We start from the raw sequence: 13,289 nt of genomic DNA, 5'->3' as shown, positions 1-13,289 counted from the left end.
TCCGTAAGCGGCGGCCCCGCGACCGCCGATCCGGGGTGCGGCCTCACGCCCCGGTCCGCCGCCTCGGGGCCGGAACCACCCCGCGACCCGGGCCGTCCTGCGGCGGGGTGCCGCGGTCACGTCGGGTACGCGTGGTTCAGAGGCCGGACAGGCCCAGCTCGCGGGCGATGAGCATGCGCTGCACCTCGCTGGTGCCCTCGCCGATCTCCAGGATCTTGGCGTCGCGGTAGAAGCGACCGACCGGGTACTCGTTCATGAAGCCGTAGCCGCCGAAGATCTGGGTGGCGTCACGGGCGTTGTCCATGGCGGCGTTGCTGGAGACGAGCTTGGCGATGGCCGCCTCCTTCTTGAAGGGCTCGCCGGCCAGCATCTTCTCGGCCGCGTGGTAGTAGGCCAGGCGGGCGGTGTGGGTGCGGGCCTCCATGTCGGCGACCTTGAACTGGATGGCCTGGTAGTGGCCGATGGGGTGGCCGAACGCCTGCCGCTCGCGGACGTAGCGCAGCGACTCGTCCACGCAGCCCTGGGCCAGGCCGACCGAGAGGGCGGCGATGGCGATGCGGCCCTCGTCGAGGGTCTGCAGGAACTGCGCGTAGCCCCGGCCTCGCTCGCCGAGCAGGTTGGCGGCCGGGACACGACAGTCGTCGAAGGAGAGCTCGCGGGTGTCGGAGCAGTTCCATCCGACCTTGGAGTACTTCTTGGAGACGGTGAAGCCCGGCGTGCCGGCGGGCACCAGGATCGTGGAGATCTCCGGCTTGCCCCCGCGGCCGTGCGGAAGGGCCTCACCGCCCTCACCGCGGTAGCCGGTGATCGCGGCCACGCCGACCACGCCGGTGATGCCGGTGCCGGAGTTGGTGATGAACGCCTTCGTGCCGTTGATCACCCACTCGTCCCCGTCCAGCACGGCCGTGGTCCGCATGCCGCCCGGCACGTCGGAGCCGCCGCCCGGCTCGGTGAGACCGAAGGCGCCCAGCATCTCACCCGAGGCCAGCCGGGGCAGCCACTCGGCGCGCTGCTCCGGCGTGCCGAACCGGTAGATCGGCATCGCGCCGAGGGAGACTGCGGCCTCCAGGGTGATCGACACGCTGGAGTCGACCCTGGCCAGTTCCTCCAGGGTCAGGCAGAGCGCGAAGTAGTCGCCGCCCATGCCGCCGTACTCCTCGGGGATCGGCAGCCCGAACAGCCCCATCTCGCCCATCCGCCGCACGATGTCGTAGGGGAACTGCTCACGCTCGTAGAGGTCCCCGATGACCGGGGCCACCACGTCGCGGGCGAACGCCTCGACGGTCTTGCGGAGCTCTTCGTACTCGTCGGACAGCTTGGGCATGGTCACTCCTTGACGTCTCGGTCGGCCGTGCGGCGTGCCGGGCTCACGCCCAGCGCCTGGACGACCCGGGAAGGGCTGGGACGGCCGAGCTCGGCCGCCAGCCAGGTGCTGGTCTCCACCAGGGATGCGAGGTCCAGGCCGGTCTCGACGCCGAGACCGTGCAGCATCCAGACCAGGTCCTCGGTGGCGAGGTTGCCGGTGGCGCTCTCGGCGTACGGGCAGCCGCCGATGCCTCCGGTGGAGGCGTCCACCACGGTCACGCCGGCGCGCAGCGCGGCGAGGGTGTTGGCCAGTGCCTGGCCGTAGGTGTCGTGGAAGTGCACCGCGAGCCGGGAGGGGTCGCCGAAGGCGCCGATCAGCGCGACGACGTGGCCGGGGGTGCCGACGCCGATCGTGTCGCCGAGCGAGAGCTCGAAACAGCCGAGGTCGAGCAGCCTGCGGCCCACGGAGACGACCTGGCCGACCGGCGTCGGGCCCTCCCACGGGTCGCCGAAGCACATCGACACGTACGCCCGCACCCTCAGGCCGTGTCCCAGCGCCCGCGCGACCACCGGCTCGAACATCTCGAACTGCGACTCCAGCGTGCGGTTCAGGTTCTTGCGCGCGAACGTCTCGGTGGCGCTGGCGAAGACCGCGATCTCCTCGACACCGTGTTCGAGCGCCCGGTCGAGACCGCGCTCGTTGGGCACCAGCACCGGGTAACGCACCCCGGGCATCCGTTCCACCCGGGTGAGCAGTTCCGCGGCGTCGGCGAGCTGGGGCACCCATGCGGGGTGGACGAAGCTGGTGGTCTCGATCACGCGGTGCCCGGCGGCGGCGAGCCGGGCGACGAACTCGGCCTTGACCTCGACGGGGACCACCGCGGCCTCGTTCTGCAGCCCGTCGCGCGGCCCGACCTCGTAGACCGTGACCCGTTCGGGAAGCCCCGCCGCGGTGACCGCGTACGGCTCGCGCATCACGCCTCCTCCCGCCGGACCACGGCCAGCACGGCGTCCATGGCGACCGCCTGGCCGGCGCGGACCGGCAGCTCCGCGAGCACCCCGCCGACCGGCGCGGTCACGGCGTGCTCCATCTTCATCGCCTCGACGACCAGCAGCGGCTGGCCTTCGGACACCCGGTCGCCGACCGCCGCCTTGACCACCAGGACGGTGCCGGGCATCGGGCTGCGGACGACCCCGTCCGCGGAGCCGCCCGCGCCCGCCCGGTCGCCCGGGTCGCCCAGGTGGTGCCGGGTGAGTGCCCAGGCATGGCCGTCGCGGGCGAGCCAGACCGTGTCACCGTCCCTGGCCGCGGCGTAGCGGCGGATGGTCCCGTCGAGGGTGACCAGCAGGTCGTCGCCCTCGGTGGAGAGCCTGGCGCGTACGGTCTCCCGCTCCCCCGCCGTGCCCGCGCCGGGACGATCGGGGCCCGGGGCGTCCTCGGTGGTCTCACCTGCCGCCGGGAGGCGGACCTCGGCGCCGGAGGCGGGCAGGCCGCGCACCCGGAGCTCGGCGACGCCGTCGCGGGTTTCCAGGCGGTAGACGGTCCACGCGGCCTCGCCCAGGCGCCAGCCGTCGGGGACGTCCCACGGGTCGGCGGGGGCCGCGGGGACGTGCTCCCCATGCAGGACCAGGGCTGCGGCGGCCAGGACGTCGGCGGGGGCGGGATCGCGGGTGACGAGCTCGTCGAGGTGGCGTTCGACCAGCCCGGTGTCGAGGTCGCCGGCGACCACGCCGGGGTGGTTGACGAGAGCGCGCAGGAAGGCGACGTTGGTCGGCACGCCGAGCACGGCGGTGCCGGCGAGCGCGCCGTCGAGCCGCCGCAGGGCACTCGCCCGGTCGGGCCCCCAGGCGATGATCTTCGACAGCATCGGGTCGTAGTCGCTGCCGACCGTGCCGCCGGCCATCAGGCCGGAGTCGACGCGGACGCCGGCGGGCTCGCGCAGGGCGAGGACCCGGCCGCCGGTCGGCAGGAAGCCCCGGGAGGGGTCTTCGGCGTAGACGCGGGCCTCCACGGCGTGGCCGTCGAGCCGCACCTCGTCCTGGGTGAGCGGGAGAGGCTCGCCGGCCGCCACCCGCAGCTGCAACTCGACCAGGTCGAGGCCGGTGACCAGCTCGGTGACGGGGTGCTCGACCTGCAGCCGGGTGTTCATCTCCATGAAGTAGTAGTCGGCCGTGGAGCCCTGCACGATGAACTCGACCGTCCCGGCGCCGACGTACCCGACGGACCTGGCGGCCTCGACCGCGGCGGCGCCCATGGCCGCCCGGGTGGCGGCGTCGAGCAGCGGGGAGGGGGCCTCCTCGATGATCTTCTGGTGGCGGCGCTGGAGGCTGCACTCGCGCTCGCCCAGGTGGATGACGTTGCCGTGGGCGTCGGCCAGCACCTGGATCTCGATGTGCCGGGGGTTCTCGACGAACCGCTCCACGAGCAGGGTCGCGTCGCCGAACGCGGCGGCGGCCGTGCGGCGGGCGGACTCCAGCGCGTCCGGCAGCTCCGCGGCCGAGCGCACGAGCACCATGCCCTTGCCGCCGCCGCCCGCCGAGGGCTTGATCAGCGCGGGGAAGCCGATGCGGCGGGCGGCCTCGGCGAGGTCGTCGCCGGGCTCGGCGCCGCCGGGGACGACGGGGACGCCGGCCGCGGCGACGGTGGCCTTGGCGCGGATCTTGTCGCCCATGGCCTCCACAGCCTCCGGCGGCGGGCCGACGAAGACCAGGCCCGCCTCGGCGCAGCGCCGGGCGAAGGCCGGGTTCTCGGCCAGGAAGCCGTAGCCGGGGTGGACGGCCCGGGCCCCGGTGGCCGCCGCGGCGGCGAGGATGCCGTCGACGTCGAGGTAGCCGCCGGGCAGCCGCACCGCGACGTCCGCCTCCCGGGCGTGCCGTGCCCCGGCGTCGGCGTCGCTGTACACGGCGACGGAGCGGATGCCCAGCCTCCTGAGCGTGCGGGTGATCCGCAGGGCGATCTCGCCGCGGTTGGCGATGAGGACGGTGTCGAACGTCTGGTGAGGTACTGCCGAGTGGGTCATGGGTGCGGTCACATCCGGAAGACGCCGTAGCCGACGGGGTCGAGGGGGGCGTTGGCCGAGGCGGACAGGGCCAGGCCCAGGACGGTTCGGGTGTCGAGGGGGTCGATGACCCCGTCGTCCCAGAGGCGGGCGGTGGAGTAGTAGGGGTTGCCCTGCTCCTCGTACTGCGCGCGGATGGCGCCGGGGTCGGCGTCGCCCACCGTGGACAGCACGTTGGCGGCCTGTTCGCCGCCCATCACGGAGATGCGCGCGTTCGGCCACATCCACAGGAACCGGGGCGAGTACGCCCGCCCGGCCATGGCGTAGTTGCCCGCCCCGAACGAGCCGCCGACGACGACGGTGAACTTGGGCACCCGGGCACAGGCGACGGCGGTGACCATCTTCGCGCCGTGCTTGGCGATGCCGCCCGCCTCGTACGCCTTGCCGACCATGAACCCGCTGATGTTCTGCAGGAAGACCAGCGGGGTGTTGCGGCGGTCGCACAGCTCGATGAAGTGCGCTCCCTTGAGCGCGGACTCGGCGAACAGGATGCCGTTGTTGGCGACGATCCCCACGGGGTGACCGTGGATGCGGGCGAACCCGGTGACGAGCGTGGGCCCGTACTCGGCCTTGAACTCACCGAACCTGCTGCCGTCGACGACGCGGGCGATGATCTCGCGGACGTCGTACGGCGTGCGGGTGTCGGCAGGGACGATCCCGTAGAGGTCCCGGGGGTCGTGCGCCGGCTCCTGCGCCGGGACGCGCTCCCACGGGCAGGGGGGACGCGGCGCAAAGGTGGAGACGATGTCGCGGACGATCCGCAGCGCGTGGCGGTCGTCGTCGGCCAGGTGGTCGGTGACGCCGCTGACCCGGGCGTGCAGGTCGCCGCCGCCGAGCTCCTCGGCGCTGACCTCCTCACCGGTCGCGGCCTTCACCAGCGGCGGACCGCCCAGGAAGATCGTTCCCTGGTTCCGGACGATCACCGCCTCGTCGCTCATCGCCGGGACGTACGCGCCTCCGGCGGTGCAGGAGCCGAGGACGGCGGCGATCTGCGGGATGCCCCGCGCCGACATGGTGGCCTGGTTGTAGAAGATCCGGCCGAAGTGGTCGCGGTCGGGGAAGACCTCGTCCTGCCTGGGCAGGAAGGCCCCTCCGGAGTCGACCAGGTAGACGCACGGCAGGTTGTTGTGGAGGGCGACCTCCTGGGCCCGCAGGTGCTTCTTGACGGTGATCGGGTAGTAGGTGCCGCCCTTGACGGTGGCGTCGTTGGCGACGACCACGCACTCCCGGCCGGAGACGCGGCCGACACCGGTGATGATCCCGGCGGCGGGGGCCTCGTCGCCGTACATCCCGTTGGCCGCGAGCTGGGAGAGCTCCAGGAAGCGTGAGCCCGGGTCGAGCAGGGAGTCGACCCGGTCCCGGGGCAGCAGCTTGCCCCGGGAGACGTGGCGTGCGCGCGACCTCTCCGGCCCGCCCAGCGCGGCGGTCGCGACCCGTTCCCGCAGCTCCGCCGCAAGGCCCTCGTTGACCTCGGCGTTGCGCTTGAAACCCTCGCCCGCTGGATCACAGGCGCTTCGCAACACCGGCCAGCCACTCATGCGCTCCCCCTCGCCCGGCTCCGTCGCCGCTGGGTTAACGGTCACTAACTCCACCGCAGATGTTAGTCATCATTAACCTCACCGTCTACCATGCGAGGGTGACAACCGCTCAGCCCCCTACCCGCAGCCGCCGGTCGCGACGCGCGGAGATCCTGGACGCGGCGGCCGGGCTGTTCGCGGCACGCGGCTTCCACGGCGTCTCCATCGAGGACATCGGCGGCGCGGTCGGCACCTCCGGCCCCGCCCTCTACCGGCACTTCACCGGCAAGGAGGCACTGCTCGCGGAGATGCTGCTCGACGTCAGCGAGCGGCTGCACACCTCGGCGACCCTCCGGGTGACCGAGGCACCCGACGCAGAACGGGCACTGGACTCCCTGCTGGAGGGGCATGTCGAGTTCGCGCTCGGCCATCCCGCACTGATCACGGTGCACGACCGCGAACTGGGCAGCGTCCCCGAGCCGGCCCGGCGGCGGATCCGCCGGCTGCAACGGCTCTACGTCGAGGAGTGGGTGACCGTGCTGAGCGAGCTCTACCCGGGCTGCCCGCCGCCCCGGTTGCGGGCCGCGACGCACGCCGTCTTCGGGCTGCTCAACTCCACCCCGCACAGCGCGGGCGAACTGCCGCCCGCGGCGATGGCCGAACTGCTGCGGGGCATGGCACGTGCGGCACTGGCCTCCGTCCAGAGTTAATAATTGCTAACATGACTCATCGCCCGGCCATGGGCGGGACGTGCGACGGGGTGACCACGAGCGTGCACGGCGCCTCCCGCAACAGCGCCTGGCAGACCGGGCCGATGGGCAGGGCGGCCGGGTCGTCGCGTTCCCGGTTCGGGACGATCAGCAGGTCCGAGCGGTCCGCCGCGTGACGCAGCACCTCCGGATGCGGACGCGTCTCGACGACGGTCTCCACGTTCACCTGGGGGTACTTCTCCTCCCACACCCCGAGGTTGGTGTGGAAGCGCACGGCCGCCCGGCGGGTGTCCTCCGTACCCTCGGGGCAGAGGCAGATCACCAGCAGCGCCGCCCTGCGCAGTCTCGCCTCCTCGAAAGCGAGACCGAGGTCGGCCGGGTCCAGGTTCCCGCCGTCCACGCCGATCGTCACGCGGTCCGCGCGCGGGTGGACCGGCTCCCTGACGACGGCGACCGGGCAGTGGGCGTGCGCGACGAGCTGGGCGGTGGTGGCGCCGATCCGCAACTCCTGGAACCCGCCCGCCCCGCGTGGTCCGATGACGACCATCTCCGCGGAACCCGACGCCCCCACCAGGGCACCCGCAGCCGACCCCTCCACCAGCCGTCCCCGCACCGGGCTCCGGGACGCGAAGTCCTGCGCCATGGCCAGGCCGGTGTCGAGGACGTGCCGGCCCACGCGCTCCATGATCTCCGGGGCACCGGGAGTGATGGAGACCAGGTGGTAGGGCCACTGCCAGGCATGACAGACGACCAGCGGGAGGAACCTCAGCCGGGCCTCGTCGGCGCCCCAGCGCAGAGCCCGCCGGCTCTCCGGCGACCCGTCGAATCCGACCACCACCGGCCGTTCGTCGTCCTGTACTCGCATTGCGGCTCCTCTCCCGCGGCGCTCACCTCCATACTTCTCTGATCCACCTGTCGTGCCAGACGGCCTTTCACAAGACTTCCCTCGTTTTACGGCTGGCACCGGCAAAGACGGTGCGGGGGGATCGGCGTCCCGGGTGCCCCGCCGGCGGCTCCGGACGTCCGCCGGTGAATCCGGTTCCCCGATGCCGCAAAGCCCGGTGACGGCGGCGGGCGGTCAAGCCGAGGAAAGGGCCAGGCGGGATCACACTGTGATCGGGACACCGGAAAAGGAAAAGCAGCGCGGCGGGCGACGGTTCGTCCAAGGATCGGGTCCGGACCGGATCCGGCGATCCCGGACTTCACGATCCAGCGGACTTGCCGTTATATATCGGATATATAGATATAAGCCCGGTCGCAGTGAAGAACAACCGGGTGGCGGCCCCCGGACGCGCTCCGGGAGTCACGCGAGCGGAACGTTCCCCGTCTCCGCCGGCAGCGGCCAAGGGCGGGGCAACGGCCAAGGATGCGGCAGCGGCCGGGAGGGGGGCAGCGGCCGCGCGGCCGGCCGCGGTTCGACGCACTCGTACTGCGGGCAGGGCGTGGTGATGCACTGTTTGGGCGACGGCACACAGATCCGCCCGGGGCCGCAGTTCACCGCCGCGCAGGGCGACCAGGGCGGGCACGGCGCACCCGTGACCGCGGGCGGTGACGTGACGGGCACCGCCGCCGGAGCGACCGCCACCAGACCGGCCAGGATCAGTTTTTCGAGCATGTACGTCTCCGTTCGAATGATCGACCGCGGTTCTCCGACGATGCTGACAGCCGCCGCCCCCGCGGACGGCAAAGCCACTCTCCGAAAGGGGGACGGTACGAAAACGGGCGGAGAACAAGGAGAACAAGTGGCGCCACCCGCCGGGTGAGTTCCCCTGGGCTGGACGCGCATGGCGCGGGGAGGAAATACCGGTGCGGCGGGAAGCTGCCCGGTTTTCGGATCTATATGGTGTTACCGGAAGGGCAGGACGTCCTGGACGGCACCGGACCGTTGACTCGGTGACACCAAACCCGTCAAGGTCCGGACGGGATCCATCCGGAGGGACATAATCGAGCTGTGGCGCGCGACACTGTTGAAACCCACTTCACCGAGGCCGTGACCGCCCTGTCTCCCGGGGCGCCGCGCGATCCCTCCCTGCCCGTTCGAGAGGGCACGGGCCTGACGGGGGCCCGCTGCCGGGAGCTGTTCGAGTTCCAGTTGGGCAGCCGGCTTCTCGACGTCACCGCCCGCTGGCTGCGTGAGCAGGGCCAGGGCTTCTACACCATCGGATCGGCCGGGCACGAGGGCAACGCCGCGATCGCCTCCGTGCTGCGCACCACCGACCCCGCGCTGCTGCACTACCGCTCGGGCGCCTTCTACCTGACCCGGTCCGCGATGGCGGGGCGGCTGCCCGAGGAGGGGCTGCGCGACGTGCTGCTCGGCCTGACCGCCGCGGCCGAGGAACCGATCGCGGGCGGGCGGCACAAGGTCTTCGGCCACCCCGACCTGGCGGTGATCCCGCAGACCTCCACCATCGCCAGCCACCTGCCGCGCGCGGTGGGCGTGGCCTTCGCCATCGAGCGCGTCCGCCGGCTCGGCGTGCCGGGCCCGTGGCCGGCCGACGCCGTCGCGGTCTGCAGCCTCGGTGACGCCTCGGTCAACCACGCCAGTGCCCTGACCGGCTTCAACACCGCCGCCTACGGCTCCCACCAGGGGCTGGCGCTGCCGATCCTGTTCGTCTGCGAGGACAACGGGCTCGGCATCAGCGTGCGCACCCCGAACGGCTGGGTGGAGTCCTCCCACCATCCGCTGCTGTGCTACTTCGAGGCCGACGGCTGCGACCTCCCCGACGTGTACGACACCGCCCTGGCCGCCGTGGAGCACGTCCGCACGCACCGCGCCCCGGTCCTGCTGCGCGTCGGCACCGTCCGGCTGATGGGGCACGCGGGCTCCGACGTGGAGTCGTCCTACCGGACCAGGCGTGAGATCAACGCCGACCTGGAGCGCGACCCGCTCGTCGCGACCGCCCGGCTGCTCGTCGAGGCCGGACTGACCACCCCCGACGAGGTGCTGCTCCGCTACGAGACGACCCGCGAGCACCTGTTCAAGATGGCCCTGGAGAGTTCGCGGCGGCCGAGGTTGGTCTCCGCCGTCGACATCATGGAGCCGCTGGCCCCCCGCAGGCCCGAGGCCGTCGCCGTGTCCGCCGCGGTGGTCTCCGGGTCGCGCGCGCGGGTGTTCGCCGAGCGGCTGCCCGAGCAGGAGGGGCCGCTCACCCTCTCCCAAGCCGTCAACCGCACCCTCGCCGACGCGCTGGCCGCCCACCCGGACATGCTGGTCTTCGGGGAGGACGTCGCGCGCAAGGGCGGCGTCTACGGCGTCACCCGGGGCCTGCAGAAGCGCTTCGGGCTGAGCCGGGTGTTCGACACCCACCTCGACGAGCAGGCCGTGCTCGGCCTGGCTCTCGGCGCGGGGGTCTCCGGTCTGCTGCCGGTGCCCGAGATCCAGTACCTGGCCTACCTGCACAACGCGCTCGACCAGATCCGCGGCGAAGGTGCGACGCTCTCGTTCTTCTCCCGGGGCGCCTTCCGCAACCCGATGGTGGTGCGCGTGGCCTCCTACGCCTACCAGAAGGGTTTCGGCGGCCACTTCCACAACGACAACTCCGTCGCCGCGCTGCGCGACATCCCCGGCCTGGTGGTGGCCTCCCCCGCCAGGCCCGACGACGCCGCCTCGATGCTGCGCACATGCCTGGCCGCCGCCCGCGCCGACGGCAGCGTGTGCGTCTTCCTGGAGCCCATCGCCCTGTACAACACCCGCGACATGTTCGAGGATGGCGACAACGGCTGGCTCGCACCGTACGTCCCCCCGGCCCGCTGGGCGGAGACGCACGTCCCGATCGGGCGGGCCCGCAGCTACGGGGACGGCCGCGACCTGACCATCGTGACCTTCGGCAACGGCCTGCGGATGAGCCTGCGCGCCGCGGTCAGGCTCACCGCCGAGGGGCACAGCTGCCGGGTGCTCGACCTGCGCTGGCTGTCCCCCCTGCCGGTGGACGACCTGCTGCGCGCCGCGGAGCTGACCGGCAACGTGCTGATCGCCGACGAGACCCGCCGCACCGGAGGCGTCTCCGAGGGCATCGTCGCCGAACTGCTCGACGCGGGCTTCACCGGCCGGGTCGCCCGGGTGACCTCGGCCGACAGCTTCATCCCGCTGGGCGACGCGGCCAAGCACGTGCTGCTGTCGGAGGCGGAGATCGAGGCGGCGGCCCGCAAGCTGCTCGGCTGACCCGTCCGGGATCGCACCGCCCCGCCGGGTGGCCGGGCGGGTGCCGGGATCAGGAGCGGGATCCGGGCGGCGCGGTCACTCGGCGGGCTTGCCGCTGCGGCGCTGGCCGTACCACTGCAGGGTGCGGTCGGCCAGGCTGTACAGGCGAGGACTGTCGAGGATGCGTTGACGCACGCGGCGGACCGGCTCGGTGCGGGCCCAGTGGGCGGCGGCACGCCCGGTGCGCCTGCGCACGATGCCTTCGCCGACCGGAACGTTCCTGCTGCTCAGCAGTCTCTTGTACTCGTAGCCGGTGGCGACGCTGAGGTCGATCGAATTGATCCCGATCTTGGCTCCCTCGTCGGCCATGTGGAAGTGCTGGATGATGCCGGGCGAGTACTTGCCGTAGGCGGGGTCGTAGGCGGGGAACCAGTTGACCAGGACCGAGTCGGAACGCAGTCCGAAATGCCCCGCGACCGGCTTGCCCCCGGCGTACAGCACGGAGAGCACGCCGCCGAAGTCCTTCGTGTCGATGGCGTGCAGCCGTTCGACGAGCCTGACCACCCACGTCTTACCGAAGCGGTCGGCGCGGCCCATGCGGGCGTACTGCGCGGACTTCCACTCCCGGACCAGCCGGAGCTGGTCCTCGGACTTCTCGGCGAAGACGAAGGACACCTCACCGGCCTCCCGGCCGAGCTTGCGCTCCTTGTACCGCATGGTCTTCATGAACTTCGGCGACCTCTTGGTCAGCCGGTCGATGTAGGCCGGGTAACCGTCGGACAGGTCCATGACGGCGGCGTCGTGGCTGACCGTCGTGAACGGCCCGAACCACGGCTGCTCGACCACCAGGCAGCCGAACTCCCACACGTGCAGCCCGCAGGCCTTCATCAGGGCTTCCAGATCGAAGTCGGCGCCGGGGCGGTGGATCAGCCCCTGGCACAGCGACACCCACGCGCCGACGGCCGTGGCCACGCCGGAACGCTCCTCGTACGGGAAGAACCCGACGATGCCCTCCCCGTCCTGGATGACCGCGACCCGCACACGACCGGAGACCTCCCCCATCCCGATGGTGAACTCGGGGCTCAGGAAAGGGTTCGCCAGGTGCGGCTGTGCCCGCTGCATCTCGCGCCACGCGTCGATCTCCGACGGGCCCAGTTCACTGGGCCGAATCACTGACACGTCCGTCATCCGTCACTCCTCATACGACATCTGATCCGGTGAGGACACCGGCCTGACCCATCAAAAAGTCGGGACATGTCCACCGTATGGTGATCACACTAACGAGACGCCGCCCGACGCGGGCGAGTTCGCAGGCAACATGGGGAAGCCGGCCCGGCCCCGCCCGGCCGCACCGTGAAGGCCCGATGTCCGGCAGCCGGGTTTCGGGCCCGGCGGCCGGGGTTCAGAGCCAGTCGCGGCGTTTGAAGACCAGGTAGAGGGTGAGGCAGACCCCGCCCATCAGCAGGATGGCGAAGGGATAGCCCCATGACCAGTGGATCTCCGGCATGACGTCGAAGTTCATGCCGTAGATGGTGCCGACGAGGGTGGGGGCGAACAGGATGGCGGCCCAGGCCGAGATGCGTTTGACCTCCTCGTTCTGGGCGTTGCTCACCTCGGTGAGCCTGGTCATGTGCTCGTTCTGCGCCTGGGCGACCATGGTCGAGTTGACCACCAGGATGTCGTGGAGCATCTGACGGAAGCCGCTCACCCGCTCCGCGACGGTGATCGCGTGGTCGGCGACGTCACGCAGGTAGCGCCGCAGTTCCTCGTCGACGCCGTACTTCGGCGCTCCCGCGATCAGGCCCTCGATCATCCCCAGGAGCGGCTGGGTGGCCCGCTGGAACTCGATCACCTCACGGGAGAGCTCGTAGATCCGCCGGGAGACGCCCGGCTCGTTGCCGAAGACCTGGACCTCGATCTCGTCGATGTCGTTCTGCAGACCGGCGACGACGGGGGCGTAACCGTCCACGACGGCGTCGACGATGGCGTACAGCACCGCCTGCGGGCCCTGGGCGAGCAGGTCGGGGTCGTGCTCCATCCGACGGCGGACCTGGGACAGGTCGGGGGCCTCGCTGTGCCGTACGGTGATCACGAAGTTCTGGCCGACGAAGACGTGCAGTTCGCCGAAGTCGACCTCCTCGACGTCGTCGAGGTAGCGGGCCGGGCGGAGCACCACGAACAGCGTGTCGCCGTAGCGGTCGGCCTTGGGCCGCTGGTGGGCGACGATGGCGTCCTCGACCGCGAGCTCGTGCAGGTCGAACTCCTCGGCCACGTTGAGGATGACCGCGTCCTCCGGCCGGTAGAAGCCGATCCAGGCCATGCTGTCGGGGGTGTTCTTCAGGCACTCGAACGCCTCGGGCAGCGACCCGGGGGTGGCGGTGCGCCGCCCGCCGACGTAGATGGCGTTGTCGATGACGCGCGAGCGCGGCTCGGGCTTCCCACCGTCCGCGGAGCGGGGGTCCATCGACCGTTCTGGGGAGTCCTGCCCGCTGGCGGAACGTCCGCGTACGAGGCTGCGCAGGCCGCGCACTCGCCGGTCGGTCACCGGTGTCTCCTT

The 13,289-nt window shown here is 71.8% G+C and carries 9 protein-coding genes; 2 read left to right on the top strand and 7 right to left on the bottom strand.

Features of this window, described 5'->3' with window-relative positions:
• Positions 1–136 precede the first annotated feature (136 nt).
• From F4562_RS28270 to F4562_RS28255, 4 genes are read right to left on the bottom strand one after another with little or no spacing between them, the layout of a single operon-like run.
• Positions 137–1,324 carry an acyl-CoA dehydrogenase family protein gene (locus F4562_RS28270; protein WP_184541416.1) on the bottom strand — a complete coding sequence of 396 codons (1,188 nt, stop codon included), beginning with the start codon at positions 1,322–1,324 and terminating at the stop codon, positions 137–139.
• 2 nt (positions 1,325–1,326) lie between these two features.
• Positions 1,327–2,280, bottom strand: coding sequence for a hydroxymethylglutaryl-CoA lyase (locus F4562_RS28265; protein WP_184541417.1), 954 nt, complete (start codon positions 2,278–2,280; stop codon positions 1,327–1,329).
• Complete coding sequence (locus F4562_RS28260) at positions 2,280–4,325, bottom strand: acetyl/propionyl/methylcrotonyl-CoA carboxylase subunit alpha (RefSeq protein ID WP_184541418.1); 2,046 nt, start codon at positions 4,323–4,325, stop codon at positions 2,280–2,282. The genes F4562_RS28265 and F4562_RS28260 overlap by 1 nt, the downstream gene beginning before the upstream one ends.
• Before the next feature lie 8 nt (positions 4,326–4,333).
• Positions 4,334–5,902 (bottom strand): carboxyl transferase domain-containing protein, encoded by a 1,569-nt coding sequence (locus F4562_RS28255; protein ID WP_184541419.1) that lies wholly within the window; start codon positions 5,900–5,902, stop codon positions 4,334–4,336.
• Between the two features lie 98 nt (positions 5,903–6,000).
• Here F4562_RS28255 and F4562_RS28250 point away from each other — a divergent pair, with 98 nt between their 5' ends.
• A complete protein-coding gene (locus F4562_RS28250; protein ID WP_311733985.1) occupies positions 6,001–6,591 on the top strand; it encodes an SACE_7040 family transcriptional regulator in 591 nt (196 codons plus the stop codon).
• Between the two features lie 16 nt (positions 6,592–6,607).
• Here the strand turns inward: F4562_RS28250 and F4562_RS28245 are convergent, their stop codons facing one another.
• A complete protein-coding gene (locus tag F4562_RS28245) occupies positions 6,608–7,456 on the bottom strand; it encodes a universal stress protein (RefSeq protein WP_184541421.1) in 849 nt (282 codons plus the stop codon).
• A 1,086-nt stretch (positions 7,457–8,542) separates the two neighbouring features.
• Between F4562_RS28245 and F4562_RS28240 the strand changes: the two genes are divergently transcribed.
• Entirely contained in the window at positions 8,543–10,753 is a 2,211-nt protein-coding gene (locus tag F4562_RS28240; protein WP_184541422.1) for a thiamine pyrophosphate-dependent enzyme, read from the top strand.
• 75 nt (positions 10,754–10,828) lie between these two features.
• Here F4562_RS28240 and F4562_RS28235 read toward each other — a convergent pair whose 3' ends face one another.
• Together F4562_RS28235 and F4562_RS28230 are read right to left on the bottom strand one after the other, a co-directional pair.
• Positions 10,829–11,920: a GNAT family N-acetyltransferase gene (locus tag F4562_RS28235; RefSeq protein WP_184541423.1), complete on the bottom strand. Its 1,092-nt coding sequence runs from the start codon at positions 11,918–11,920 to the stop codon at positions 10,829–10,831.
• A gap of 214 nt (positions 11,921–12,134) precedes the next feature.
• Positions 12,135–13,277: a magnesium and cobalt transport protein CorA gene (locus tag F4562_RS28230; protein WP_184541424.1), complete on the bottom strand. Its 1,143-nt coding sequence runs from the start codon at positions 13,275–13,277 to the stop codon at positions 12,135–12,137.
• Positions 13,278–13,289 lie beyond the last annotated feature (12 nt).

Origin of the sequence: Streptosporangium becharense (genome assembly GCF_014204985.1) — a bacterium.
Taxonomy (GTDB): domain Bacteria; phylum Actinomycetota; class Actinomycetes; order Streptosporangiales; family Streptosporangiaceae; genus Streptosporangium; species Streptosporangium becharense.
This window is presented reverse-complemented; position numbering and strand designations above follow the sequence as displayed.

What these genes read in the sequence shown, in the direction of transcription:
- F4562_RS28270 (WP_184541416.1), bottom strand. Translation starts at nt 1,324, where the DNA reads ATGCCCAAGCTGTCCGACGAGTACGAAGAGCTCCGCAAGACCGTCGAG.
- F4562_RS28265 (WP_184541417.1), bottom strand. Translation starts at nt 2,280, where the DNA reads ATGCGCGAGCCGTACGCGGTCACCGCGGCGGGGCTTCCCGAACGGGTC.
- F4562_RS28260 (WP_184541418.1), bottom strand. Translation starts at nt 4,325, where the DNA reads ATGACCCACTCGGCAGTACCTCACCAGACGTTCGACACCGTCCTCATC.
- F4562_RS28255 (WP_184541419.1), bottom strand. Translation starts at nt 5,902, where the DNA reads ATGAGTGGCTGGCCGGTGTTGCGAAGCGCCTGTGATCCAGCGGGCGAG.
- F4562_RS28245 (WP_184541421.1), bottom strand. Translation starts at nt 7,456, where the DNA reads ATGCGAGTACAGGACGACGAACGGCCGGTGGTGGTCGGATTCGACGGG.
- F4562_RS28235 (WP_184541423.1), bottom strand. Translation starts at nt 11,920, where the DNA reads ATGACGGACGTGTCAGTGATTCGGCCCAGTGAACTGGGCCCGTCGGAG.